General features: G+C 69.8%; 23 protein-coding genes. 10 read left to right on the top strand and 13 right to left on the bottom strand.

Annotation, left to right across the window (positions count from 1 at the left end; translation table 11 throughout):
- Nucleotides 1-6 precede the first annotated feature (6 nt).
- On the top strand, nt 7-1809 hold the full coding sequence (locus JIG36_RS45935; protein ID WP_203383222.1) for a S9 family peptidase: 1803 nt from the start codon (nt 7-9) through the stop codon (nt 1807-1809).
- On the opposite strand, the gene JIG36_RS45930 is transcribed toward JIG36_RS45935, so the two are convergent.
- The 5 genes from JIG36_RS45930 to JIG36_RS45910 all read right to left on the bottom strand — a co-directional run bounded on the left by JIG36_RS45930 (nt 1770) and on the right by JIG36_RS45910 (nt 7628).
- Nucleotides 1770-2498, bottom strand: coding sequence for a hypothetical protein (locus tag JIG36_RS45930; RefSeq protein WP_203383221.1), 729 nt, complete (start codon nt 2496-2498; stop codon nt 1770-1772). The genes JIG36_RS45935 and JIG36_RS45930 overlap by 40 nt on opposite strands.
- A gap of 44 nt (nt 2499-2542) precedes the next feature.
- On the bottom strand, nt 2543-4180 hold the full coding sequence (locus JIG36_RS45925) for a beta-1,3-glucanase family protein (RefSeq protein WP_236049663.1): 1638 nt from the start codon (nt 4178-4180) through the stop codon (nt 2543-2545).
- Between the two features lie 124 nt (nt 4181-4304).
- A complete protein-coding gene (locus JIG36_RS45920) occupies nt 4305-5570 on the bottom strand; it encodes a hypothetical protein (RefSeq protein ID WP_203383219.1) in 1266 nt (421 codons plus the stop codon).
- Between the two features lie 23 nt (nt 5571-5593).
- Nucleotides 5594-6022 (bottom strand): VOC family protein, encoded by a 429-nt coding sequence (locus tag JIG36_RS45915; RefSeq protein ID WP_203383218.1) that lies wholly within the window; start codon nt 6020-6022, stop codon nt 5594-5596.
- 67 nt (nt 6023-6089) lie between these two features.
- Nucleotides 6090-7628, bottom strand: coding sequence for a ricin-type beta-trefoil lectin domain protein (locus tag JIG36_RS45910; RefSeq protein ID WP_203383217.1), 1539 nt, complete (start codon nt 7626-7628; stop codon nt 6090-6092).
- A gap of 196 nt (nt 7629-7824) precedes the next feature.
- Between JIG36_RS45910 and JIG36_RS45905 the strand changes: the two genes are divergently transcribed.
- The 3 genes from JIG36_RS45905 to JIG36_RS45895 are packed head-to-tail and all read left to right on the top strand — an operon-like array spanning nt 7825 to nt 12130.
- On the top strand, nt 7825-8988 hold the full coding sequence (locus JIG36_RS45905) for an NAD(+)/NADH kinase (protein WP_236049661.1): 1164 nt from the start codon (nt 7825-7827) through the stop codon (nt 8986-8988).
- Nucleotides 8989-8998: 10 nt separating this feature from the next.
- A complete protein-coding gene (locus tag JIG36_RS45900; protein ID WP_203383215.1) occupies nt 8999-10657 on the top strand; it encodes an NAD(P)/FAD-dependent oxidoreductase in 1659 nt (552 codons plus the stop codon).
- 3 nt (nt 10658-10660) lie between these two features.
- Entirely contained in the window at nt 10661-12130 is a 1470-nt protein-coding gene (locus tag JIG36_RS45895; protein ID WP_203383214.1) for an ATP-binding protein, read from the top strand.
- A 57-nt stretch (nt 12131-12187) separates the two neighbouring features.
- On the opposite strand, the gene JIG36_RS45890 is transcribed toward JIG36_RS45895, so the two are convergent.
- The 4 genes from JIG36_RS45890 to JIG36_RS45875 all read right to left on the bottom strand — a co-directional run bounded on the left by JIG36_RS45890 (nt 12188) and on the right by JIG36_RS45875 (nt 15391).
- Nucleotides 12188-12478 (bottom strand): alpha-amylase inhibitor, encoded by a 291-nt coding sequence (locus JIG36_RS45890; protein ID WP_203383213.1) that lies wholly within the window; start codon nt 12476-12478, stop codon nt 12188-12190.
- Nucleotides 12479-12740: 262 nt separating this feature from the next.
- Complete coding sequence (locus JIG36_RS45885) at nt 12741-13238, bottom strand: mycothiol transferase (protein WP_203383212.1); 498 nt, start codon at nt 13236-13238, stop codon at nt 12741-12743.
- Nucleotides 13239-13241: 3 nt separating this feature from the next.
- Nucleotides 13242-14006, bottom strand: coding sequence for a hypothetical protein (locus JIG36_RS45880; RefSeq protein ID WP_203383211.1), 765 nt, complete (start codon nt 14004-14006; stop codon nt 13242-13244).
- A gap of 14 nt (nt 14007-14020) precedes the next feature.
- A complete protein-coding gene (locus JIG36_RS45875) occupies nt 14021-15391 on the bottom strand; it encodes an MFS transporter (protein WP_203383210.1) in 1371 nt (456 codons plus the stop codon).
- Nucleotides 15392-15580: 189 nt separating this feature from the next.
- On the opposite strand from JIG36_RS45875, the gene JIG36_RS45870 reads away from it, so the two are divergent.
- From JIG36_RS45870 to JIG36_RS45855, 4 genes are all read left to right on the top strand, one after another.
- A complete protein-coding gene (locus JIG36_RS45870; RefSeq protein WP_203383209.1) occupies nt 15581-16834 on the top strand; it encodes a multidrug effflux MFS transporter in 1254 nt (417 codons plus the stop codon).
- 106 nt (nt 16835-16940) lie between these two features.
- Nucleotides 16941-17750: a PrsW family intramembrane metalloprotease gene (locus tag JIG36_RS45865; RefSeq protein ID WP_203383208.1), complete on the top strand. Its 810-nt coding sequence runs from the start codon at nt 16941-16943 to the stop codon at nt 17748-17750.
- A gap of 9 nt (nt 17751-17759) precedes the next feature.
- Entirely contained in the window at nt 17760-18656 is an 897-nt protein-coding gene (locus tag JIG36_RS45860) for a phosphotransferase family protein (RefSeq protein ID WP_203383207.1), read from the top strand.
- Between the two features lie 8 nt (nt 18657-18664).
- The gene (locus JIG36_RS45855) at nt 18665-19078 is read left to right on the top strand and encodes a GNAT family N-acetyltransferase (protein ID WP_203383206.1); all 414 of its coding nucleotides are present in this window, start codon (nt 18665-18667) and stop codon (nt 19076-19078) included.
- On the opposite strand, the gene JIG36_RS45850 is transcribed toward JIG36_RS45855, so the two are convergent.
- From JIG36_RS45850 to JIG36_RS45840, 3 genes are all read right to left on the bottom strand, one after another.
- On the bottom strand, nt 19059-20045 hold the full coding sequence (locus JIG36_RS45850; RefSeq protein ID WP_203383205.1) for an NAD-dependent epimerase/dehydratase family protein: 987 nt from the start codon (nt 20043-20045) through the stop codon (nt 19059-19061). The genes JIG36_RS45855 and JIG36_RS45850 overlap by 20 nt on opposite strands.
- An 89-nt stretch (nt 20046-20134) precedes the next feature.
- Nucleotides 20135-20692 (bottom strand): hypothetical protein, encoded by a 558-nt coding sequence (locus JIG36_RS45845; protein WP_203383204.1) that lies wholly within the window; start codon nt 20690-20692, stop codon nt 20135-20137.
- Nucleotides 20693-21561: 869 nt separating this feature from the next.
- Nucleotides 21562-22371, bottom strand: coding sequence for a helix-turn-helix domain-containing protein (locus JIG36_RS45840; protein WP_203383203.1), 810 nt, complete (start codon nt 22369-22371; stop codon nt 21562-21564).
- A 103-nt stretch (nt 22372-22474) separates the two neighbouring features.
- Between JIG36_RS45840 and JIG36_RS45835 the strand changes: the two genes are divergently transcribed.
- Together JIG36_RS45835 and JIG36_RS45830 are read left to right on the top strand one after the other, a co-directional pair.
- A complete protein-coding gene (locus JIG36_RS45835) occupies nt 22475-23266 on the top strand; it encodes an SDR family oxidoreductase (RefSeq protein ID WP_203383202.1) in 792 nt (263 codons plus the stop codon).
- A gap of 9 nt (nt 23267-23275) precedes the next feature.
- Nucleotides 23276-23527 carry a hypothetical protein gene (locus tag JIG36_RS45830; RefSeq protein ID WP_203383201.1) on the top strand — a complete coding sequence of 84 codons (252 nt, stop codon included), beginning with the start codon at nt 23276-23278 and terminating at the stop codon, nt 23525-23527.
- On the opposite strand, the gene JIG36_RS45825 is transcribed toward JIG36_RS45830, so the two are convergent.
- Nucleotides 23511-24347, bottom strand: a complete 837-nt coding sequence (locus JIG36_RS45825) for an alpha/beta fold hydrolase (protein WP_203383200.1) — start codon at nt 24345-24347, stop codon at nt 23511-23513. The two genes, JIG36_RS45830 and JIG36_RS45825, sit on opposite strands and share 17 nt — an antisense overlap.
- Nucleotides 24348-24399 lie beyond the last annotated feature (52 nt).

Genomic DNA, 24399 nt, shown 5'->3' with positions numbered 1-24399 from the left:
ACCCGTATGACCGGTCAGCTCAACCGTGTCGACGTCACCGTTTTGCCGATGGGCTGGACGAACATAGAAACGGGATCTTTCCCCTCCGAAGTCTCCGGAAGCTGGTCGCCGTCGCTCTCGCCGGACGGCCGGCACGCCGCGTACGTCTCCGACCGCAGCGGCCGCCCCCAGGTGTGGGTGCAGCCGGTCGGCAGCGAGCTGAAGTTCCTGGTCGACACGGGCGAGGCCCCGGTCGCCCAGGTGCAGTGGTCGACCGGCGGCGGCTGGCTGGCCTGCCACGTCGCCCCCGGCGGCGCTCCCCGCCACGAGGTGTGGCTGGTGCGTCCGGACGGCTCCGAGCTGCACCAGGTGGCCGGGTTCGGCGCCGACACGGCCGACAACATGCGCTGGCTGCCCGGCCGCTCGCTGCTGGCGCTGACCGAGAACCTGACCACGGCCCTGCTGATCGACCCGGTCACCGGCGATCGCACGGTGGTGGCCGAGGGCGAGCTCGTCTCGCTGCTCGACGTCGCGCCCGGCGGCGACCGCGCCCTGCTGCGGTTCGGGCCGCGCGGCGACCGGTGGGTGGTCGTCCGTGACCTGCACACCGGCGCCGAAGAGTTCGTCACCCGTGGCGAGCAGGCGGTGTTCGGCCCGGACGGCACGACCGTCTACGCCCGCAGCGAGAGCGACGAGCTGCCCCAGCTGATCCGGCTGGTCAAGGGCGACTTGGAGCTGCTCGCCTGGTCGGACCGCGACGAGGTCGAGACGTTCACCGTCACGGCCGACGGGCGTACGGCCGCGGTGCTGTGGAACGTGCACGGCGGCGAGTCCCAGGTGACGCTGATCGACCTCGAGTCGGGTGACCGGCGCCCGCTGGAGCCGCTGCCGGGCGCCGTGATCAGCGGCCTGTCCTGGTGTTTCGACGGCTCGACGCTGGCCTTCACGGCCGAGGGCCCGGGCTGCCCGCACGGCACCTGGGTGTGGTCGGAGGACGGGGTCGCCCCGATCTCGGCCGACCCGCCGGCACCGAACGCCGTGCACCCCACCCTCGAGTCGTTCCCGGCCCACGACGGGCTGACCCTGACCGGCTGGCTGTTCCGCCCGGCCGGCGAGGGCCCGTTCCCCACCGTGCTGTGGTTCCACGGCGGGCCCGAGGCTCAGGAACGGCCCGGGCACGGGCCGCTCTTCCAGTCGCTGGTCGACCGGGGCATCGCCGTCCTCGCCCCCAACGTGCGCGGGTCCTCGGGGTTCGGCCGCAGCTTCATGAACGCCGACAACCTGGGTCGGCGCTACGCCGCGATCGAGGACGTCCGGTCCTGCGTCGAGTTCCTCACCCGGTCCGGCATCGCGGACGGGTCCCGCATCGGGATCATGGGCCGGTCGTACGGCGGTTATCTCACCCTGGCCGCCCTGACCACGTTCCCCGACATGTTCGCGGTCGGTATCGACGTCTGCGGCATGTCCGACTTCGCGACGTTCTACGAGCACACCGAGCCGTGGATCGCGGCCGCCGCGGTCTCCAAGTACGGCGACCCGGTGACCGACCGCGACCTGCTGGCCGACCTCTCCCCGATGACCCGGATCGACCGGCTGCGGACGCCGCTGATGGTCGTGCACGGCGAGAACGACAGCAACGTCCCGGTGATCGAGGCCGCGCAGGTGGTCGAGGCGCTGGCCGAGCGTGGTGTCCCGCACCGCTATCTGCTGTTCCCGGGTGAGGGCCACGAGCTGCTGCACCGCTCGTCGCGGGCCGAGTACATGCAGGAGACGGTCGACTGGCTGACGACCTATCTGCGGCCGGTGACGTACCTGTCGAGCACCGAGTAGAGATAGCCGTCCGAGACGGTCGTGGCGATCGTGTCTCCGGTGCCCAGCGGAATGACGTTCGGGCACCGGGTCACGTCGCCGTTGACCTCGCGCTGCAGCAGTTTGCGGCCGGTGGCGACCTCGTACAGCGCGAGCACGTGGACGCCGCGCTTCAGGGCGACCTTCTCGCAGGTGGTCAGCCGGGACCCGGTCCGGGCCAGCGTGACACACGCGACCAGCTCCGACTGGGCGGGGTCGGAGGGCATCCAGGCTTCCCGTACGGATCGTTTCAGCGTGTGGGGTACGTCGAGCGCCGCCTTGACGCGGTAGAGGCGGTCGGTGCCGGCTACGCCGATGGCGATCCGGTGCGGGCCGCGACCGTCGTAGCGGGGTGAATCCGGGTAGTACCAGCCCTCGCACACACGGCCGAGGTCGTCCGAAGCCCGTACGGGAACCGGACTGGCCTTTGGCTTCTGGGGTCTGGCCGGCGCACTCGGCGTGACCGTGGCGAAGGCGCCCAGCGGAGACTCGGAACCACCCCCGGTCACCTGCAGCGCCGCCGTGCCGAGGCAGGCGATCAGCAGCACCGCCAGCCCGCCGAAGAGCGCCCACCGGGGAACGGTCTCGATCTTCTCCAGGACGGCAGGAAGCGCCGGCCTTCGCGCGGTCCCCTCCCGCTGCGGCTCGGCCGGCGCTCCCGTCCCAGGCATCCGCGCACTGTATCAATGGATTTCAGTGACGGACGTCTTTCCTTTTAGAACCTCGTCAGCGTGATCCCGGCGATCCGCGGGTCACCCGAGTGCACCAGCGACTCCTGCGCCTGCACGTCGTCGAAGGCGAACGCGTAGGCCCGGCCGTCGACCATGTTCTCGTGGACGACCTTGCCGTACACGTTGGGCGCCGAGCCCTTGTAGAAGTCGGCCGCCGTGCCGCTCGGCTGGGTGTCGAGCGTGCCCAGCGTGCCGCGGGTCAGGGCCGCGCACAGGGTGCGGGCGATCGGACCCACGACCAGGTCGTTCGGGGCGCCCAGGGCACCGTCGCAGCCCCACACGTTGGCCGTCGAGGGCTTGGTGAACGACGCGACCGTCTTGCCGGTGGTGTCGGTGAAGTTCATGACGTTGCCCGCCGTACGGCCGATGAACTTGTTGTTCGGCTGGTCGCTGAACGGGACCACCGTGAGGTTCTTCGACGCGTACGCGTTCCAGGCGCTGGTGATGTAACCGTCCAGGTAGGTCGGGTTCATCAGCCCCGCGTCGGCCGCCTTGCCCGGCGCCAGCACCCGCAGGACCGTGCCGTCGCCCCGGGTGACCACGCTCTTGGCGAAGTCGGGCGAGGCCTTGATCGCGTCGATGACCCGCTGCCGCCCGTTGGGCTTGAGCTCACCGGTCTTCAGCGTCTTGCCGTCGCCGCCGGTCACCGTGATGGCGTGCGGCACCGCGAACATGTCGACCTGCGAGCTGTTGATGAACAGGCCACCGTCGTTGAGCGTGAACTCGCTCCAGTCGAACAGGATGTCCCGGTTGGGGTCGGCCCCCGCCCACGGCGCCGGCTGCACGAGCCCGTCGTTGGTGAGCCGGAAGTCGAGCTTCTGCCCGAACGACATGTAGAGGCGGCCGGAGAGGTTCTTCGGCATCTTGACGGTGACGCTCGACCCGTTGGCCGGGCCGGGGATCGCAACGTCCGGAGCCGGTACGGGCACCGAGCCGCCACCGGTCCAGTTGGTGAACACACCGTCCGCGTTGACGTAGCCGAGCTTGCCCGTGTTCAGGTTGGTGCCCAGCATGTAGAGGAAGACGTTCTCGCCGCGCCCCGAGTCGTTGGTGACCTTGACCGGCAGGATGTCGCTCTTCGGCGGCACGCTGACCGACTCGTCCGGTTTAGGCGCCGGCGGCGGCGTCGTGGCGGTGGGCGCGCTGGTCGGCGGCTGAGTGGTCGGGGCCGCGGTCGGCACCCTGGTCGTCGGAGCCACGGTCGGCGGCGTCGTGGTGATCACGTCACCGTTGCCCGCGCACGGCATGCCGTTGAGCTTGCAGTTGGCCGGTTTGCCGCCCGCACCCACAAAGCCGAAGGTGAGGCTGGACCCGACGGCGATGGTCGCGTTCCACGACCGGTTGGTGAAGGTCAGGTGGCTGCCCGCAACGGCCAGGTCGGTGTCCCAGTAGCTGCCGATCGAACCGCCCGCGGGCAGGTCGAACTCGAGCTTCCACGACTTCATGTCCTCGGCGCCGGTGTTCTTGATCGTCACCTCGCTCTGCCATCCCGATCCCCAGTCCGAGACCGTACGCAGCGTGGCGGTCGGAGCCGCAGCCGAAGCCGGCAGCGCGATCCAGGTGGTGACCCCCACCACCGCCGCGGCGACGGTGGACAGGACGAGCGTTCGCTTGTGACGCATCGTTCGTTTGTGGCGCATCGTGCAAGAGCCTCCGTAGTAGCGGACCCGCCCATCCTCGGAAGCTCGCCCTTAAAACGACCTTAAAGATCAACAAGCTCGGCCTTAGTTCGAGACGCCCTGCCCTTTAACGCCCACGTCCCCTGCCCCGCCGTTCCTGCCGCCGACGCCCGACGGTCCAGGCCACAGCAGTCACCGCGGTCCCGGCGATGAATGCAACAGCCGAAGGGACGAGACGGCCTTCTCTGCCTTGTCGGCCTTGGCTGGGTGGCCCTGATCGGCTCTCTCGGCCCTGACTGAGCGGCACTGCTCGCCGATTCCGCGCGACGGACGCATTGAAGGCGGCACCGACATCGACGGCGGAGGGACGCCGGACCTCCAAGGCCTTGTTCGCAAGCGACTTCGCCAAGACGGCCACGACGACGACACTCACCGTGGTCACCACGATTCCTACGAAGCGACCGAAAAGCGTTGCGGCCCCAAGGTCGTTGGGGTCGCCGCCGGACAGCCGATTGAGAAGCCAATAAAGCGCGTTTCCATACGTGGCGGGTCGCTCGCCGCAGGAACTTCCACATGCGGCTTTCTCCGCCGGGGCCACCACATACGCACCTCCGGCGACGAGCAGCAGCACGCTCAGCGCAGTCATGATCGCAATGACCGCGTGCGGCGAGGTCCTTATCGGCTGCGCCTCGATCAGGCGTTTCTGCTCCGGGAGCATCACCAGCACCGAGCCCGATTCGTCGAGGCGACTCACCTGCGGCGAGGATCTCCAATGCGTCAGCACGTTCTCTCCGGTCACCGCTTCGGCCGGAATCAGGAGTGCTTCGGTGCCACCCGGAAGACCTCCGGTGACCTCGGCAAAATCACCTGGCCCGGCACCGTGAAGCAACCTGACCGACCAGTTCGCGTCGAGCACCCGGTCCACCTCTGCGAGACCGTCGCCGGCGGACGAATTGCGGATGAACCACCTCGCAAAGTCCACAAGGTCGGCGACCATACCGATCGTGGAGAACAGGACCGGCCAGAAGAAGAACGCCGATACCAGCGAAACCTGAACAGCCATCGGCGCCCGGAGCGCGACGCTGACAACAGCGGCGATGAGTAAGCCCAGCGACGGACCGAACAGCATCAAGGTGTCACACCAGCGATCCAGCCAGGATCGACGCCGCTGTGCCGCCGGTGGAGCCACCACGATCAAGGAGTGGGGCGACTCCCACAGAAGACAGCCGTCGCGACCGGACCGGAAGAGCAGGAGCGCAATCGGCAGGCGCGAGCGAAACCACGAGAATGTCCGGGGCCGGAGGAAATCGCGGACAATCTTCCATCGATCACCGGCACGAATCGAACGTGCCGCCTGGCGGCATTGCGCAAACGACGGCGAGGCCACCTCCACTCATCCGAGTCTGGTCCATCGAGTCAACGCGGCTTAGTCTGGCGGTGACAGACGGCCTCGAGGTTGATGGCGTGCGGGTCGAGGACGAAAGCGCCGTAATAGTCGTCGTGATACTCGGGGTGGACGGCCGGCTCCAGCAATGACGTGGCGCCGGCGTTGAGGGCCGCCTTGTAGAAGGTGTGCACGTCGTCGTGGGTGTCGACGGTGAAGGCCACGTGCATGTTCGAACCCACGGTGCCGCCGTCGATGAGCCAGAAGTAGGGCTTCACGTCGGCCAGGCCGAAACCCGTCATCGCGGTCGGCTGGTTCGGGGTGGCGTTCGGTGGGATCTCCAGCATCTTGGTGATGCCGATGGACGCCAGCACCGGCTCGTAGAAGGCCACCGCCGCCGCCAGGTCGGGGACGGCCAGGTTCAGGTGGTCGATGCGGGATCCGGAGCGGTCAACTGTCATGACACGAAGGTGCCCGGGATTGCGGCCACCGAACGGCCGTAATCCCGGGCACCCCTCAGAGAAGGGGTCAGCCGCGGCGCCATTTCTGGTTGGCTCCGCCGTGGCACTCCCACAGGATCAGCTTGGCGCCGTCGTTGGGGTTCCAGGCGTCGATGTCGATGCACTTGTTGGCCTGGGGGTTGACCAGGTCGCCGGCCGCCGACAGGACCCACTGCTGGGCCGGGTTGCCGCTGCACGTGACGATCTGGATGACCGCGCCGTTGGCCGTGGAGCCCCACGCGACGTCGACGCACTTGTTGTTCGACGTCTGCAGGGTGCCGTTCACGAAATTGAACTTCTGGGCGGCGGTGTTGTTGCAGTTCCACATCTGCAGCTGTACGCCGTCCGAGAAGTTGCTGTTGGGCACGTCGATGCACTTGTTGTTGAGGCTGCTGATCAGCGACGACCCGCCCGAGCCGCCGCCCGTGGTGGTCAGCGACAGGCCGTACACCTGCAGGATCTCGTTGACCGGCTGGAACCACATGGTGCCGCCGCTGGAGCAGTTGCCGGTGCCGCCCGAGGTGACGCCCTGGGCCTGGTTGCCCGAGATCCACGAGCCGCCGGAGTCACCGGGCTCGGCGCACGCGTTGCTGCGGGACAGGCCGGACACGGCGCCCTGCGAGTAGTTGATGGTCTCGTTGCGGCCGAGCAGGGTGCCGCAGCGCCAGCCGGTGGTGCGTCCGGAGCGGCAGATCGAGCTGCCGACCGCCGCATCCTGCGAGCCCGCGACGGTGACGTTGCCGCCGGCGTAGTTGTTGACCCACGGCTGCGAGGTCCAGTTCCCGTTCGTACGGACCCAGGCGTAGTCGTTGCCGGGGAACGACGAACCGGCGAAGGTCCCCTGCGACACGTTGTTGTAGCCGAGGGTCGGGCTGCCGGTGCCGCCGCAGTGGCCGGCCGTCACGAAGCCGCCGGCGACCGGGAAGCCGACCGAGCACAGCGTGTTGCCGTTGATCACGTACTGGTCGCCGCCGCGGGTGTCGTACATCGGGCGCGGCTGTTCGGCGGTGGTGACGACAGCGACCGGGCCGGAGCCGGAAGCGAACGAACGCGCGGCATCAGAAGAACCGGGGGCGGCCATGACGACAACCCGGTTGTTGGGCGTGTCGACATACCAACCCCGTACGGCGGAAGCCCTTGCCGTTTTAGCCTTTTTGTCCAGATTGGCGCGTGTCGACTCCAAAGAAGCAGCACTAGACGCGACGAGCCGAGCATCGGCCCCCTCCGCCCGTACAGAAGCAAGCGCCGCGGACGACGTCACCGCGACCGTCAGACGGGAGGCCCCGGAGGGGATCCAGGCCCCCGCGAAGGCGGAGCCGAGCTTGGCCCGGAGCCGCTTCTCGACCGCCGGTGCGGTCGCCTCGGTGCGCAGCCGGGTCGCGATCTGGGCGTCGGTGAGCTTCAGGTCACGCCGCATCGCCTTGAGCATCCCGGGGTCGATGCCGAAGGACGAGGCGGAGTCGGAGGGCGCGGGGGACGGTGCGGCCTGAGCGGCGGGGATGGGGCTCAGGGACGCGGCGGTGACCGCGGCGGCGGCTATCGCCAGCAATCGTGAACGTGGGCGCATGGGGATCCTCTCGGAGCGCCGGGAAAACCGGGGATAAATCGGAGGCTGTCTATGTCTGACAACGCTGTCAAGAAACACGAAGGAAACCTGCCCGAATGAACCACGTGTGCTCCGTCCCCTGCCCTCGCCGATCCGGCGCGGAACGTGCAAGGCTGTCTTCTTGAACTACGAGAACGGGCGGTAATCCGGCATGGGCATGGTCAAGGTCGTAGGGCTCGTGCTGCACCCACGACGCGACTGCGGATCGGCGATCGACGCGATCGTGAACTGGGCCGTGCGGCGCAACGTCACCGTGCTGGGCCTGCACGACGAGATCGACCGCATCGACTGCGAGGCGGTGGCGGTCACCCCCGACGAGATGGCCGAGCGGGCGGGTCTGCTGGTCAGCCTGGGTGGCGACGGCACGATGCTGCGCACCATGCGCCTGGTCGAGGGCCGCAAGACGCCGGTGCTGGGTGTGAACGTGGGCCGCCTGGGCTTCCTGGCCGAGGTCGACCTGCCCGATCTGCCCGACGCACTGACCGCGATCGACGAGCACAAATTCACGATCGAGTCCCGTACGGCGGTCCGGACCGTTCTGCCCGACGGCAAGGACGTCTCGGCGTTCAACGACATCGCCATGGTGCGCGTGCCGGGCGACGGGCTGGCCGCGATCGGCATCTGCGTCGAGGGCAAGAACTTCGTGAACTACGCGGCCGACGCGGTGATCGTCGCCACCCCGACCGGCTCGACGGCGTACAGCTTCTCGGCCGGCGGCCCGATCGTCTCACCGAACGTCGAGGGCCTGATCGTCACCGCCTCGGCCGCCCACTCCTCGTTCAACCGCCCGCTCATGCTGGCCCTGCAGGAGCAGCTCGACATCGACGTGCTGCCCACCAGCGGCCGGCTCGCGATCGAGGTCGACGGGATCATCGAGGGATACGCGGATCCCGGTGACAAGCTGTCCATCGAGCCCATCCCGTCGGCCGCCCAGGTGATCCGCCTCGGCAACACCAGCTTCTACGAGCGGGCCCGCCGCAAGCTGCGCGTCGAGGGCAGCGCCCAGGTCGGCGTGCCCGACGCGGCCGACGCCGCCGTGGTCGACGCCTTCGAGCGGCAGCGCTACGAGCTGCTGATCGGCGGCGAGGTGGCCGGCGTGCTGCACTACCGCCGCCACGGCGACAAGATCGAACTGCTGCACACCGAGATCGAGCAGTCGTTCTCGGGCCGGGGCCTGGCGAGCCGCCTCGCCGCGGCCGCGCTCGAGGACGCCCGCGGCCGCGCCACCCCGGTCGTTCCCTCCTGTCCCTTCGTCACCGGATATCTGGACCGCCACCCCGAATACGCCGACCTCCTGGCCACCCCAACTGCGGATAGCTGAGGTAACTGCCATGGGCCACCCCGCGATCCTGACCGTCGACGACGATCCCGCGGTCTCCCGGGCCATCGCCCGCGACCTGCGCCGTCGTTACGGCGACCAGTACCGCATCCTGCGCGCGTCGTCGGCCTCCGAGGCCCTCGACGCGCTCAAGGAACTCAAACTGCGCGGCGGCCGGGTCGCCGTCATGCTCGCCGACTACCGGATGCCGCAGACCAACGGCATCGAGTTCCTGGAACAGGCGATGGACCTGTTCCCCAACGCCCGGCGCGCGCTGCTGACCGCGTACGCCGACACCGACGCCGCCATCCAGGCCATCAACGTGGTCGACGTCGACCATTACCTGCTCAAGCCGTGGGACCCGCCGGAGGAGAAGCTCTACCCGGTGATCGACGCGCTGCTCGACGCGTGGCAGGCCACCGGCGACCGCGAGATGGAGGACATCCGCGTCGTCGGCCACCGGTGGAGCGAACCCTCGTACGAGATCCGCGACTTCCTCGCCCGCAACCTGGTGCCCTACAAGTGGCTCGGCGCCGACGAGTCCGAGGGCCTGCGCCTGCTCGAGGCGGCCGGGGTCGGTCCCGAGTCGATCCCGCTGGTCGTGACGGCCGACGGGCGGGCGCTGACCCAGCCCAGCACGACCGAGGTGGCCGAGGCGGTCGGGTTGTCCACGGCCCCGGGCCGCGACTTCTACGACCTGATCATCGTGGGCGGCGGCCCGGCCGGGCTCGGCGCCGCGGTCTACGGCGCCTCCGAGGGCCTCAAGACGCTGCTGGTCGAGCGGCGCGCGGTCGGCGGTCAGGCCGGTCAGAGCTCGCGGATCGAGAACTACCTGGGCTTCCCCGACGGCGTCTCGGGCGCGCAGCTGACCGACCGGGCCCGCCGCCAGGCCAGCAAGTTCTCGGCCGAGGTGCTGACCACGCGCGACGTCACCGGCCTGCGGCAGGACGGCTCGGCCCGCACGCTGAGCTTCGCCGACGGTGGCGAGATCTCGGCCCACTCGATCGTGCTGGCCACCGGTGTGGCCTATCGTCCGCTGGTCGCCGACGGCGTCGCCGAGCTCACCGGTTCGGGCGTTTACTACGGTTCCGCCTCGACCGAGGGCCCGTCCTGCGCGGGCAGCGACGTCTACATCGTGGGCGGCGCCAACTCGGCCGGGCAGGCGGCACTGTTCTTCTCGCGATACGCGCGGTCGGTGACGCTGCTGGTGCGCGGCGACTCGCTCGAGGCGTCGATGTCGTACTACCTGATCCAGCAGCTCAACAAGATCGACAACATCAAGGTGCGTACGCGCTGCGAAGTGATCGGCGCGCAGGGCGACGGACATCTGCAGGCGATCACGATCTGTGACAGCAAAGAGGGCCTGAGCACCACCGTCGAATGCGGGTACCTCTTCGTCTTCATCGGCGCCGAACCGCGTACGGACTGGTTGGGAACCTCCGTGGCCCGCGACGAGAAGGGCTTCGTCTACACCGGGCCGGATCTTCTCTCAAATGGCACCCGCCCGAAGGGATGGAATCGGGACCGGGATCCGTTCTACCTGGAGTGCAGTGTTCCCGGCATCTTTGCCGCCGGCGACGTCCGGGCCAACTCCGTGAAGCGGGTGGCCTCGGCGGTCGGCGAGGGCGCGATGGCCGTCACGCTGGTCCACCGCTATCTGGAGGCTCAGTAAGCCATGAGTGACACCACCGACGAGGTCCGGCTGGTTCCCTGTGAGCCGGGACAGCTCACCAACGACGAGCTGCGCACGCTGTTCCTGTTCGAGAAGCTGACCGACGACCAGCTGACCTGGATCTCGGAGCACGGCTGCACCATGCACATGCCGGCCGGCGGCGTGGTGATCCGCGAGGGCGACCCCGCCGACCAGTTCTTCGTGCTGCTCACCGGCACGATCGAGCTGACCCGCCGGGTCGGGCAGGACGAGGTGCGCACCAACCGCACCGAGCAGCGCGGCGTCTACATGGGCGCTACCAACGCCTACCTGCGCGACGACGGTGTGCAGCGCAACTACATGATGAGCCTGCGCGCGCTCGACGACAGCGACTTCTTCGTGCTCTCCGCCACCGACTTCGGCTGGATGATGCGCGAGTGGTTCCCGATGGCGATCCACCTGCTCGAGGGCCTGACCATCGGCATGCGCAACACCCAGGCCGCGGTCAGCGAGCGGCAGCGCCTCACCGCGCTCGGTGCCCTCTCGGCCGGTCTCATGCACGAGCTCAACAACCCGGCCGCGGCCGCCTCCCGGGCCACCGCCGCGCTGCGCCAGCGGGTCGCCGGCATGCGCCACAAGCTGGCCATGCTGGCCGCCGGCAAGGTCGAACCGGAGAAGCTGGTGGCCCTGGTCGAGCTGCAGGAAGACGTGATCGAGCGGGCGGCCAAGGCGAAGCCGCTGACCGCGATGGAGACGGCCGACCGCGAGGACGAGCTCGGCGACTGGATGGACGAGCGCAACGTCACCGGCGGCTGGGACCTGGCTCCGGTCTTCGCCCAGGGCGGTCTCGACATCGAGTGCCTCACCCTGATCGAGGAGCGGGTCGGCACCCAGAAGCTGCTCGACCAGGCCATCCACTGGATCGGCTACGCGCTCGAGACCGAGCAGCTGATGACCGACATCGAGGACGCCACCGGTCGCGTCTCGTCGCTGGTGTCGGCGGCCAAGCAGTACTCGCAGATGGACCGGGCCGCCCATCAGTGGATCGACGTGCACAGCGGTCTCGACAGCACGCTGGTGATGCTCACCCACAAGATCGGCGACGGGGTGAAGGTCGTGAAGGACTACGACCGGTCGTTGCCGCAGGTCCCGGCCCACCCGGCCGAGCTCAACCAGGTGTGGACCAACCTGATCGACAACGCGGTGCAGGCCATGCACGGCGCCGGCACGCTGACGATCAAGACGTACCGCGAGGACGACCACGTGGTGGTCTCGGTCGGCGACTCCGGTCCGGGCGTGCCCGAGGAGCTGAAGAAGCGCGTGTTCGAGCCGTTCTTCACCACCAAGCCGGTGGGCGAGGGCACGGGGCTGGGCCTCGACATCTCGTACCGGATCGTGGTGAACGGCCACGGCGGCGACATCAAGCTCGATTCCAAGCCCGGCGACACGAAGTTCCTCGTGAGGCTGCCGCTGACCGAGCCGTCGTCGGCCTGATCCGCCGAAAAGCCCCCTCCGCCGAACGGCAGAGGGGGCTTTTGTTCATCTCGACTCTCAGCAGGAGTCGATCCGGGTCACCTTCGGGTTGATGCCGGCGAAGGTCCAGCGCTGCTGATAACCGTTCTGCAGCGTGAAGCACCCGCTGTCGGGCGCGTTCTGCACCACGATGTTGATGCGCTGGTTGCTGCCGCACCGGTTGACCACGGTGGCCCACATGACCGTACCGACGCTGCCGTACTCGACGGACAGGTTGATGCAGTTGGGGGCGGTCGCGCTCGGCGTCACGACGTCACCGCGCCCGCCACCGTCGGCGGGGCGGTTGTAATCCATGGTCGCGGTGCCCATCCAGGCATCGGGATCCGGTGCGACCTCCGGACCGGCGGCGTTGGCCGCGGAGCCTCCTGCGATGACGGCCCCCGTGGCCACCATCCCTACGAACAGGGATCGGATGACTTTTCCACTGCGCAAGATAATTCCTCCTCAGGAATCGCTCTGTTGCCGTGGTGATCGACTACCCGCATAGATCCCGGTAAATCATGATGAATGTCACTGTCTCTATATACGTCAGCGGAGGCCGACGCTGGGCCGGCCTCCGCTGACGGGTGTTTCAGAACAGGCTTCGGATGTACGCGGCCTGACCCGCGTGCTGCGCGTCGTCGTCATAGACGCTGATCAGGCGTACGCCGAGGGTCACGGGCGGGTCCCAGTTGTCGTCGACCACCCGGTCCAGGTCCTCCTCGGTCAGGCCGGACAGATACGCCACCGTACGGTCGTGGACCGCCTGGTAGTAGTCGAGAAGCGCCTGGGCGTTCTCCGGCACGATCTCCGCCACCTGCGACGCGTCATGCCCGTACCCGGTCTCGGCCGTGTCTTTGCGCCCGAACCGCGCCGGCCACTCGCCGGTGGCGTAGATCTGCTCGACGCCCATCACCTCGGCCACGTGGTCGTCCTGCACCCGGGTCAGGTGCCAGACCAGCCAGCCGATCGAGTTGGCGCCCTCGGCCGGCCGCCACCGCAGCTGCTCGGGGCTGAGCCCCTGCACCGCCGTCTCCACCAGTTCGGGGAGGCGGCCGAAGGCCTCCGTCAGTACGCCCTTGGCGTCCATGAACTACTCCGTCCCGTCGCCGTTCTGCTGTTGCTGCTGCTGGTCCTGCTGGTCCTGCTCAGTCTGCCCCTCGGCCGGCGCCTGGGTGGGTTCCCCGGTCGGCGTGGTGCCCTGGTCCGTCCCGCCGGTCTGCTGCGGGTCGGTGGTGGGCTCGGTGGGCTCGGTCGTCCCGGTGGGGCCGGCGCTGGGTGCGTCGGTCGGGGCCGTGGTCTCCGACGTGTCGGTGGGGTCGGCCGAGGCCGAGGCCGGTGCCTCCGACTCCGACGGAGCAGGTGTGGGCGTGCTGTCGCTCTTGTTGTCGCTGCCGAACACCGAGCCGATCGTCGTGCTCGAGCTGGTCTTGTGCCCGACGGCGTCGGCGACGGTGCGGCCCATGAACAGCTCGACCGCGAGCAGCGAGCCCATGGCCAGCACGAACACCGCGGCGGCGGCGAGGCTGATACGGCCCCAGCGCATCTTCGCCGGCGCCTTCTCGACCGGCTCGTCCGACGGCACTTCGTCCTCGGCCGCAGCCACGGACGGTGTGCCCACGGCCGCCGGGGCGGTCACGAAGGTCGACTTGATGGTGTTCGTGCCGCGGTGGATGAAGCGGGTGTAGAGCTCGGTGCCGACCGACCCGACGATGCTCGCCACGGCCGCGCCGATCAGTGTTCCTGCGACGCCTAGGAAGGAGCCCAGAAACGCGGCGGAGACCGCGGCCAGGGTTCCTGCGATGGTCTTGGGGATGTCGATGCCGGACCAGATCTTGGCCGGTGCGTGCTCGGTCATGTCCTCCTCTGCCCTTACTCCTGTCTCGTCAGGCTCTGTGCCTTTACCGCCTGCCCGATCGCTAAACCCCGCCGTTCGGCCCAGACCTCGCGCAACGGGCGAACCACGACACCCTCCTCGGCCATGCGTCGCCGGGCCAGCCTGCGGGTTCGCAGAATTCCGGCGACGCCGACGATCATGAAGAGGTATTGCACCGACATGGCCACTTTGAAGTCGGTGATGTCATACGCGGCCGACCCGCCGGTGCGCGCGTCGAGAATCAGGCCGATCAATTCGATCGACAACAGCGAGGCGACAAAACCCCCGACGTTCACGACTCCGGTGGCGGTGCCGAGGCGGCTCGGCGGGTTGAACGTGCGGGCGTAGTCGAAGCCGATCATCGAGCCCGGGCCACCGAGGCCGAGCGCGACGATCAGCACCACCAGCACCGGCATCGGCGCGTGGCCGGGCCACGCCAGCACCAGCCCCCACCCGGCCGCGTTGGCCCCGATCACACCGAGCACCAGCCACGAGCGGCGCAGCGGATGCCGCTGCACGAGCATCCCGATCAGCGGGCCGGCCGCCATGCCGACCAGCACGAACAGGGTGAGCAGGGCGCTCGCCGTCTCCTGGGGCAGGCCTTGGCCGGCGATGAGGAACGGGAAGCCCCACATCAGCGCGAACACGGTGCCGGTGAACTGGGTGGTGAAGTGTGTCCACAGGCCGAGCCGGGTGCCCGGGTGCCGCCACGCGCTGCCCAGGTCGTGACCCAGCTGGCGCATGGTGACGGCGGCGCCGTTGCTGATCCGCCGCTCCGGGGTGTCGTGCAGCGCCAGGAACGCGGCGACCGCCACGAAGACCCCGGCGCCCGCGGTCGCGAGGAACGCGGTGCTCCAGCCGGGGCCGGCCAGCATGGCGGCCAGCGGCACGGCCGAGAGCACCTGTCCCGCCTGTCCGGCCAGGCCGGTCACCTGGGTCAGCACCGGCACCCGCCGGGCCGGGAACCACTGGGGCACCAGGCGCAGCACGCTGATGAAGGTCATCGCGTCGCCCGCGCCGACCAGGATGCGGGCGAGCACGGCGCCGCCCACGTGATCGGTGGTCGCCATGATCGCCTGACCGGCCGCCATCAGCACGCCGCCGCTGACCACCAGACGCAGTGAGCCGAACCGGTCGAGCAGCACCCCGACCGGCACCTGGAGGCCGGCGTAGACGAGAAGTTGCAGCACGGCGAACGAGGCCAGAGCTCCGGCGCCGATGCCGAAGCGGTGCTGCGCGTCGAGCCCGGCCACGCCGAGCGAGGTGCGGTGCAGCACTGCGACGATGTACGCGGCGAGGCCGACGGCCCAGACCGCCCAGGCCCTTGCTGAGGGACGCAGGGGCACGGGGTCGCCTTTCACTCGCATTTGTCGCACGTACGACGAATACTTTTCTCCGGTTCCGCCGTGGTCACAACCGATCGCGGCCCACGCCACACGTGCGTCCCGTCACTGATCGTTTTCCCAGGTCGTCAAGCCGATTTCCGCGATTCGGCCAGGTTGTGATCACCATTACGACCCGGAAGAATCCGTGGGCGGGAGGACTTGTGGCTGAATATGCGCGCTGAACTTTCCCCTGGCGAACTGCTGCCCGCAGGCCGCCGCCTCCGCATCGTCCTCGTGTTGGGTTTCCTCACCGCGCTCGGGCCGCTGACGATCGACATGTACCTGCCGTCGCTCCCGACGATCACCACCGACCTGCACACCACCGAGGCCGCCGTCCAGCTCACGCTGACCGGCACGCTGCTGGGGCTGGCGCTCGGGCAGTTGCTGGTGGGACCGCTCTCCGACGCCATCGGGCGCCGCATGCCGCTGCTCGCGGGTGTCGGCGTCCACGTGCTGGCCTCTGTTCTCTGTGTCGTCGCGCCCAACCTGGCCGTGCTCGGCACCCTGCGGGTCCTGCAGGGCCTGGGCGCCGCGGCCGCCTCGGTGGTCGCCATGGCGATCGTGCGTGACCTGTTCAGCGGGCTCGCCGCGGCCAAGCTCTTCTCCCGCCTCATGCTGGTCGTCGGCGTGGCCCCGATCCTCGCGCCCACCATCGGTGGCGTGGTGCTCAACTGGACCTCGTGGCGCGGCGTCTTCGTCGTGCTGACCGTGGCCGCGATCGCGATCATGACGGCGACCGCGCTGTTCCTGCCCGAGACCCTGCCCGTCGAGCGACGGCGCAGCGGCGGTGTCGTGGGCACCCTGCGCGACTACGGGCGGCTCTTCACCGACCGTTCGTACGTGGGTCTGATCCTGGTCGCCGCACTCGCGTTCTCGGCCCTGTTCGCGTACGTCTCGGGCTCGTCCTTCGTGTTCCAGGAGGAGTACGGGATGGACGAGCAGCAGTTCGCGTACGTCTTCGCCGGCGGCGCGATCGGCCTGATCGGCGCCACCCAGTTCAACGTGCGCCTGCTCCGCCGCTGGCAGCCGGTGCAGATCCTGGGCGGCGCGCTGGTCGCGGGCGCGGTGTTCGGCGTGATCTTCCTGGTGTTCGCGCTCACCGGCTTCGGCGGGCTGGCCGGCGTGCTGATCCCGCTGTGGCTGGTGCTGGCCACGGTCGGCCTGGCCATGCCGAACGCCCCGGCCCTGGCGCTGTCCCGCCACGGCGAGGCCGCCGGAACCGCGGCCGCACTGCTCGGCGCCGTGCAGTTCGGCGTCGGCGCCCTGGCCGCACCGCTGGTCGGTGTGCTCGGCAACAGCGCACTGGCCATGGCGATCGTGGTGGCGGGCACGATGGTCGCCTCCGTGGGCGTGCTGTGGGTCGTCGTCCGGCCGAGCCGGCTCCCGGTCGAGACCGGCGAACCCGTGATGGCCGTCGCGCACTGACTCCGTGACCGCAGTCGCTCGTCGACTTCCGTGACCGCCGTCGCACACTGAGCGACGTCCGTCGCATTTCCGCTAGTCGATTTCACCGGCGGGGTAGAAGCGCGGCATGCGCGAATCGAACCCCCGCCGGTGGGCCTGGCTAGGCGTCCTGGTCACCGGACTTGCTCTCTACGCCATCGTGCTGCGGACGCTCGTTCACACGCAGAACCCCAACCTCGTGCCGGCCCTGATCCTGCTCGGCGCGACGGTCGTCCCGCTCTCCTTCCTCACGTTCGCCCAAGCCCGTACGGGCCGATGGCAGGTGCCCGCCTCGGCGCTGGTGATCGCCGCGTTCTTCGGTGGGGTCATCGGCATCGTGGTGGCCGGCACGCTCGAGTACGACACCCTGCACAAGCTCGGCGTGCTGCCGATGGTGCTGGTCGCGGTCATCGAGGAGTCGGCCAAGCTGATCGTGCCGGTGATCCTGCTCTTCACGTTCCTGTCGCGGCACGAGCGGCGGCTCCCGTCGGACGGCCTGATCATCGGTGTCGCGTCCGGCATGGGTTTCGCGGCCCTCGAGACCATGGGGTACGGCTTCACGTCGCTGCTGGCCTCGGGCGGCAACATCGGCAGCGTCGAGCAGACCCTGTTCATCCGCGGCCTGACCGCCCCGGCCGGGCACACCGCCTGGACCGGCCTCACCGCGGGCGCCCTGTGGGCCCTGATCGCGGCGCCGAACACCCGGCACGTGCTCTCGTTCCTGGCCACCTTCGCCGGCGCGGTGGTGCTGCACACCTGCTGGGACACGTTCGCGTCGCCCATCGCGTACGTGGTTCTGGCCGTCATCAGCCTGGGCTGGCTCTTTCTCTCCCTGCGTCACTACCGGGCCTTCGCGACGCGGTTCGACGGGGCAGTGCTGCGCCCACTGACGATCTAGTCTTCGCGCATGCGCAGTCCGACCCAGCCCGCTCTGGAAGCCGACCACATCGCCGGGATCGTCCGTGACGGTCTCGGCGTCGGCGTGTCCGAAGCGTCCGAGCTGGGCGGGGGCGGTTTCGCCGCCGTCTGGCGAGCTTCGCTCACCGACGGGCGCGACGTGGTGGTCAAGGTGGGTCCGCCGCCGTCGGCTCGCCTTCTCGCGTACGAGGCGGGGATGCTCCCGTCCGAGGTGACCTACTACTCCCTCGTACGGGATCTCGCGCCGGTGCCGGTGGTCCTGGCGCACACCGACGACTGGATCATCTCGACGCTGCTGCCCGGTGCGCCGCTGACCGAGGTCGAGTCGACGGAGGCCCGCCGCCAGCTCGGCGCCGCTGTCGCCCGCGTGCACACCCTCACCGGGCAGCACTTCGGCTACACCGGTGACCGGCCCTCCGGTTCGTCCTGGCCCTCCGCGTTCGCTGCCATGATCGATTCGCTGCGGGCGGACGCGGACGCCTGGAACGTACGGCTCCCTGCCTTTGACCTCGACCGCTTCCGCCCGCTGCTGGCCACCGTGATCCGGCCGGCGCTGCTGCACTTCGACCTCTGGGACGGCAACGTGCTGGCCGCGCCGGACGGTTCGCTCAGCGGCTTGGTCGACGGCGAGCGTTACCTGTACGGCGATCCGCTGCTCGACTTCGTGTCACCCGCACTGGGCCGGCGGATCACGCCGTCGCACCCGTTCGCCGCCGGTTACGGCATCGAGTCGTTCACCGCCGACGAGCAGACCCGGATCGCGCTCTACCGCATCCACCTCTACCTCCTGATGCTCGCCGAAGGACCCAGCCGCGGCATCGAGGCCGACGACGACCGGCAGCAGTGGGTGCGCGGCCTGCTCGACGCCGAACTGGCCGACCTGTGATCGCCTGGGTGACGCCCGCCGACCCGGGGTTCCCGGCGGTGGCCGGACTGTTCGACGAATACCGCGTGCACTACGGCGAACCCAGCGCGCCCGCCGCCACCCGCTCGTGGCTCGCGTCGAGCGGGCTGTCGGTGGCTGCGGATCCGTCGTTACGGGGCTTTGTCACCACGGTCGTGCTGCCGGCTTCGCTGACCCTGGGTACGGCCTGGATGGTGCGCGACCTCTATGTGCCGCCGCGATTCCGTCGTCAGGGCGTGGCCCGGGAGCTGATCGACTGGGTGGTGGCCGCAGCCCGGGCCGCTGGGGCGCGGCGGGTCTCGTTGCAGACGGAGACCGGCAATGCTCCGGCGCACGCGCTCTATGCCGCCGCCGGGTTCCGGCCGGTCACGGGCCTCGACATGCTCAACCTGACACTCGACTGAGCAGCTTCTCCTCGGCCTCCGCCGGGAACGGGTCGTCGGTCGGTCCGCCCCGCGCGATGTCCCAGGCCAGCACGTCGGCCGCGGTCTCCCGCACCGGCCGCGTGACCAGGCCTGCTTGTCGCGCGCGCTCGCCGCTGACCAGGTTGGCCGCGGCCGCTTCCGGGTCGCCGATCCACATCGGCACGCCCATCCACGGGTCGACGCCCGCTTCGAGCAACGTCGCGGTCGGCACCCAGACCAGCTCGGCGTCGTTTGTCTCTTTTGTTGTGCCGGCCTCTTTCGTCGTGCCCGCCTCTTTTGTTGTGCCGGCCTCTTTTGTTGTGCAGGCCTCGATCAGGTCTCGCATCGGCAGCGTCGGGCCCACCGCGTTGAACACGCCCGTGACGTCCGCGGCGACGAGCCAATTCCCCAGATCCCGTACGTCGATCAGCTGCATCGGATCCTCCGGCGCCCCCGGCACGAGCACCCGCCCTCCGCGCGCGAGCCGCCGGGGCCAGTGCGGGAAACGCTCGGTCGGGTCGTGCGGCCCCACGATGAGGCCCGGGCGCGCGATCAGGGCCCGCTCCCCGTACGCGTCGATCACCACCCGCTCGCAGCGCGCCTTGCGTCCGCCGTACGAGTCGTCGTCGAGCACGGCGGAACTCTCGTCGGCCGGGACGCTCTGATCGGCGTACACGGAAACCGTCGAGACGAAGACGTAACGGTCCACACTGTTCTTCAGGGCGGTGGCTGAGATGCGTACGACCTCGGGTTGATAGCCGGCGCAGTCGATCACGGTGTCGAAGGCACGGCCGGCCAGCGGGGCGAGGTCGGCGGTGCGGTCACCGACGACGGTTTCCGCGTCCGGGTAGAGGCCAGGAGCCGTACGGCCGCGGTTGAAGAGGGTCACGTCGTGGCCGGCGCGGAGGGCGGCCTCGACCACGGCACGGCCGACGAACCGGGTGCCACCGATAACAAGCAGGCGCATCGCAGGACGTCCTTCACAGAGCCGGGCGTCTCCGCCACCACCGATTCCGCAAGATCCTCGCATCTTCCGGGGCCGGTGGGTGCCCCGCTTCAGGCCGCCTTGAACGTCAGGGTCGCGGTGAGCTGATTGTTCTCGTCGGCCGCGGCCGTGAACATCCAGCGGCCGCTGCCGTCGACCTCGGTGCCCGCGCTGGCGAAGAGACCACTGCCCCCGCCCTGGCAGTTCGAGCGGGTGTCGTCGGCGTCGGTGGTCGGCACCTGGCGGACGGCCCAGGTGACCAGGGCGTCGCAGGCCGCCGAGGACGCCGTCTCGATCGTCCAGGTCGCGGTGAAGCCGGTCTCGGCGTCGCCGTCACGGGTGATGCCGACCAGGACGCCGTCGCGCGACTCGGTCTCGCCGGTCTGATCGGCTTGCGGCAGCATCAGCGACACGGGCTCGGCGCTGGCCCAGCCCTGCGGCCCTCCGACGGCCAGCGCCCGGTCGAGGGCGGCTTCGGTGGCCGCGGTGCGGGGGTCGTCGTCGCGGGGCCACAGCCACACGGCAAGACCGGCGGCCACAACCAGGACGGCCGCCGCCACAACGAACGCAAGCCCCCGGCGGCGAGGCCCGGCCTCCGCGTCGCGGTCCGGCTGCGCATCAATCGACATGACTCCATACTGGGCGCCGGACGCAAACGCTCGGGGCTGCCGGCGACCGGGCACGCTTTGTGAGCTGCAGCATGGCCCGCGCGCCGAGCGCAGGTGGTCGCGACTGCCGGCGGCCGGGTGCGCTTGTGAGCTGCAGCATGGCCCGCGCGCCGAGCGCAGGTGGTCGCGACTGCCGGCGGCCGGGCGCGCTTGTGAGCTGCAGCATGGCCCGCGCGCCGAGCGCCGGCGGTCGCGACTGCCGGCGGCCGGGCGCGCTTGTGAGCTGCAGCATGGCCCGCGCGCCGAGCGCCGGCGGTCGCGACTGCCGGCGGCCGGGCGCGCTTGTGAGCTGCGGCAAGGCTCGCGGCTGTCGGGGGCGTGTGCGAGCTGCCGAATTGAGCTTGCGGCGGTCGGCCGTCAGCTGCGTGGGTCCGCGATCTTCGGGTGGTCGGGGGCGGCGGCCGCACGGCCTCGTTACCACCGGGAACGTCCCGGTCGGGCGCTACGGCCGTGAGTTCCGATCAGATCGCCGTGCGTCAGGGGACCTGGTTGGTGCTTGTGCTGGGGCTGACGAGGCGTACGGGAAAGCGGTCTTGAGAGTTATCCACAATTCCTGGTTGTCCACAGTGCGCCCGCGGCGGGGGCGTGGCGGCGCGCCGGAGCTGGGATAATGGTTGTGGCGGGGGCCCCCGGTGGAGGGCGGGCCCCTGGGTGGGCACTCGATCTTGGCGCGGTTGACCTTTGATGCACTTGAGCTCGGTGCGGTTGACCTTGATGCACTTGAGCTCGGTGCGGTTGGCCCGGTGTGGTTGATCTTTGCGCGGTTGATCCTTGCGCGGAGGTTTCCGGGCTGTGGGTGCCGGCGGCTCCGCGAACGAACCGGCTCCGCCTCAGTCGGCGGTGACCAGGTGGGCCAGCTCGGCCAGGGCCGTCGCCGAGCGGGTGTGCGGCTCGGCGTGCAGGAGCAGCGCCTCCAGGCCGTCCGTGCCCAGCACCGCGAACTTGTCGATCAGCAGCTCGACGTCGCCGACCCGGGGGTGGCGGATCACGAAGGTGCCGCCGCTCGCTGTGCGTACGTCGTGGCGGGCCCACAGGCGGCGGAAGCGGTCGCTCTTCAGGGAGAGCTCGCCGATCAGGGCGTGCAGGCGCTCGTCGTCGGTGTCGGCGCCGGCCTGGGCGCGCAGGTGGGCGACCGCGGCGGCCGTGTACTGCTCCCAGTCGGCGTGGTACGTGCGGGCCTCGAGGTCGGTGAACAGCATGCGCAGGCGGTTGACGCCGGGGGCCATGTCGGGGGACAGCTCGCGGGCCAGCGCGTTCGCGGCCAGCACGTCGCTGTACTTGTTGAAGACCAGGGCAGGCACGTTGATGGTGCGCAGCAGCAGCTCGATGCTGGCCGGAACCCGCTGGGCGGTGGAGCGCCGCCGTGGTTTCGGGCCGGCCAGGGTCATCAGGTAGGCCGTGCTCTCGGCGTCGAGCTGCAAAACCCGGCCCAGGGCCTCGACGACCTGGGCCGACGGGCTGCGGTCGCGGCCGCGTTCCAGGCGCAGGTAGTACTCGACGCTGATCCCGGCCAGCATGGCGACCTCCTCGCGGCGCAGACCGGGTACGCGGCGCAGGCCGTTGCCGGGCGGCAACCCGACCTCGGCCGGGGTGACCAGTTCACGCCGCGCGCGCAGGAAGTCCCCGAGGGCGTTGTCCATACGTCCACGCTATGCCGGGACCACCCGCGGTGGGGGTGCCCTGCTACTACCCGGAACAGCGGTGGACTCCCTGGCCGGCGGCCCGGCTCGGACGATCGAGGGCATGAAAACGTGGTTCATCACAGGGATCAGCAGTGGGTTCGGCCGCGAGATGGCGTCGCAGCTTCTGGAGCGGGGTGACCGGGTCGCCGGTACGGTGCGGCGGGCGGGCTCGGCCGACGACCTGCGGGAGAAGTACGGCGACCAGTTCTGGCTCGGCCACCTCGACGTGACCGACCAGCCGAAGGTGCGCGAGGTCGTGGACGCCGCGTTCGCCGAGCTGGGGCGCATCGACGTGGTGGTCTCGAACGCGGGGTACGGGCTGTTCGGCGCGGCCGAGGAGGTCAGCGACGAGCAGGTACGTCACCAGATCGACACCAACCTGCTCGGCTCGATCCAGACGGTCCGGGCGGCCCTGCCCCACCTGCGGGCCCAGGGCGGCGGCCGGCTGATCCAGCTGTCGTCGGTTGCGGGGCTGGCCGCCTTCCCGGGTGCCTCGATCTATCACGCGAGCAAGTGGGGCGTCGAAGGGTTCATGGAGGCGCTGGCCGGCGAGGTGGCGCCGTTCGGGATCGGGGTGACGCTGGTCGAGCCGGGCGGCGCGCGCACCGAGTTCGCGGGTGGCAGCCTGCGCGGGGGCACACCGATGAGCGCGTACGACAACACGCCCGCCGCCTTCGTGCGCGGGCTTCAGGACGGGTCGATCGAGATCCCGGGGGACCCGGCCGAGTACGCGGCCCGGGTGATCGGGAGCGCCGAGGTCGAGCCGGCGCCGTTGCGGGTGGTGCTGGGCGAGGACTCGTACGCGGGAGTGACCGCCGCACTCCGAGCCAGGCTGGCCCAGCTCGAAGCCTAGGATGGCCGCATGAGTGAAGAGATCACCGCCGACCAGCTGCGTCAGGAACTCAAGGACGTCGAGGAGCAGATCGCCGAGCTGCGCCGCGTCGGTGGGGACGCCGAGGCCCGCCGCGGGCAGGACACCGACACGTCCGAGGGCTACGTCGAGCCCGAGGAGATCGCCACCGAGCTGACCGGCATCGCCGAGAACGAGGCGGTCATCGACATCCTCGAGCAGCGCCGCGAGCGGCTCGAGGAGCAGCTCAAGGCGCTCGGCTGACAAATTCCAGGAGGGCCGCGGCGAGCCGGTCCGGGGCCTCCAGTGCGGCGTAGTGGCCGACGCCGTCGAGCTGCACCGACGTGATCGGCCCGGCGGCGACCTGCTTCATCGTCACCTCGGTGAACGGGCCGCCGCCGGCGCCGACGGCCAGCACCGGCATGGTGAGGGCGGGCCGGGTGCGCAGATCGTCGCCCTCGGTCAGCATCGACCGGTAGAGACCGGCCGCGCCCAGCCAGCCGCCGGGGCGTGCGTACGTACGGGCGAACTCCTCGATGTCGGCCCCGGTGACCGAGCCCGGGTCGGCGAGCATCGACGGGAACGCGTACGAGCCGAGAAATGCGCTTTCCCGCCCGGCCAGCAGCATCTCGGGTATGCCCGGCGCGGCCAGGACGCCGATGTGCCAGGCGCCGCCGTGGGTGACGTCGGCCAGCGCTTCCAGGCCGAAACCGGCCAGCCCCATCTCGATCGCGGTGAACGTCCGCACGTCTTCCGGGTGCTCGGTGGCGAGCCGGAAGACGGTGCCGCCGCTGATGTCCTGACCCGTCAGGTGCACCGGCCCGAGGCCGAGGTGGGCGATCAGCTGGTGCAGATCCTCGGCGGCGGTCGCGCTGTCCGACTCGCCCGGGTCGGAGTCTCCGAAGCCGCGCAGGTCGACCGCGAACACGCGGTGGCGGGCCGCGAGCAGCGGGATCAGCTTGTGGAAGGCGTACCAGGTCTCGGGGAAGCCGTGGACCAGCAGGATCGGCTCCCCTTCGTCTCCCGCCGCCGCGTAGTGCAGCGTCGTGCCGTTGACCTCGGCCCGGTGATGGGTGATTTCCATGATCGACTCCTTTTCGACAGTCTGACTGTCTTTCCTCGGCAAATATAGACAC

It is taken from the genome of Paractinoplanes ovalisporus, assembly GCF_016834655.1.
Lineage (GTDB): Bacteria > Actinomycetota > Actinomycetes > Mycobacteriales > Micromonosporaceae > Actinoplanes > Actinoplanes ovalisporus.
This window is presented reverse-complemented; position numbering and strand designations above follow the sequence as displayed.

Bases quoted from the DNA above. Each gene is read 5' to 3' on its own strand.
- JIG36_RS45830 (WP_203383201.1), top strand. From the start codon at position 23,276: ATGAGTGAAGAGATCACCGCCGACCAGCTGCGTCAGGAACTCAAGGAC.
- JIG36_RS45860 (WP_203383207.1), top strand. From the start codon at position 17,760: ATGCGCAGTCCGACCCAGCCCGCTCTGGAAGCCGACCACATCGCCGGG.
- JIG36_RS45900 (WP_203383215.1), top strand. From the start codon at position 8,999: ATGGGCCACCCCGCGATCCTGACCGTCGACGACGATCCCGCGGTCTCC.
- JIG36_RS45825 (WP_203383200.1), bottom strand. From the start codon at position 24,347: ATGGAAATCACCCATCACCGGGCCGAGGTCAACGGCACGACGCTGCAC.
- JIG36_RS45870 (WP_203383209.1), top strand. From the start codon at position 15,581: ATGCGCGCTGAACTTTCCCCTGGCGAACTGCTGCCCGCAGGCCGCCGC.
- JIG36_RS45910 (WP_203383217.1), bottom strand. From the start codon at position 7,628: ATGCGCCCACGTTCACGATTGCTGGCGATAGCCGCCGCCGCGGTCACC.
- JIG36_RS45845 (WP_203383204.1), bottom strand. From the start codon at position 20,692: ATGTCGATTGATGCGCAGCCGGACCGCGACGCGGAGGCCGGGCCTCGC.
- JIG36_RS45865 (WP_203383208.1), top strand. From the start codon at position 16,941: ATGCGCGAATCGAACCCCCGCCGGTGGGCCTGGCTAGGCGTCCTGGTC.
- JIG36_RS45930 (WP_203383221.1), bottom strand. From the start codon at position 2,498: ATGCCTGGGACGGGAGCGCCGGCCGAGCCGCAGCGGGAGGGGACCGCG.
- JIG36_RS45835 (WP_203383202.1), top strand. From the start codon at position 22,475: ATGAAAACGTGGTTCATCACAGGGATCAGCAGTGGGTTCGGCCGCGAG.
- JIG36_RS45935 (WP_203383222.1), top strand. From the start codon at position 7: ATGACCGGTCAGCTCAACCGTGTCGACGTCACCGTTTTGCCGATGGGC.
- JIG36_RS45895 (WP_203383214.1), top strand. From the start codon at position 10,661: ATGAGTGACACCACCGACGAGGTCCGGCTGGTTCCCTGTGAGCCGGGA.
- JIG36_RS45885 (WP_203383212.1), bottom strand. From the start codon at position 13,238: ATGGACGCCAAGGGCGTACTGACGGAGGCCTTCGGCCGCCTCCCCGAA.
- JIG36_RS45880 (WP_203383211.1), bottom strand. From the start codon at position 14,006: ATGACCGAGCACGCACCGGCCAAGATCTGGTCCGGCATCGACATCCCC.
- JIG36_RS45850 (WP_203383205.1), bottom strand. From the start codon at position 20,045: ATGCGCCTGCTTGTTATCGGTGGCACCCGGTTCGTCGGCCGTGCCGTG.
- JIG36_RS45875 (WP_203383210.1), bottom strand. From the start codon at position 15,391: ATGCGAGTGAAAGGCGACCCCGTGCCCCTGCGTCCCTCAGCAAGGGCC.
- JIG36_RS45905 (WP_236049661.1), top strand. From the start codon at position 7,825: ATGGTCAAGGTCGTAGGGCTCGTGCTGCACCCACGACGCGACTGCGGA.
- JIG36_RS45925 (WP_236049663.1), bottom strand. From the start codon at position 4,180: ATGCGTCACAAGCGAACGCTCGTCCTGTCCACCGTCGCCGCGGCGGTG.
- JIG36_RS45915 (WP_203383218.1), bottom strand. From the start codon at position 6,022: ATGACAGTTGACCGCTCCGGATCCCGCATCGACCACCTGAACCTGGCC.
- JIG36_RS45840 (WP_203383203.1), bottom strand. From the start codon at position 22,371: ATGGACAACGCCCTCGGGGACTTCCTGCGCGCGCGGCGTGAACTGGTC.
- JIG36_RS45890 (WP_203383213.1), bottom strand. From the start codon at position 12,478: ATGGGCACCGCGACCATGGATTACAACCGCCCCGCCGACGGTGGCGGG.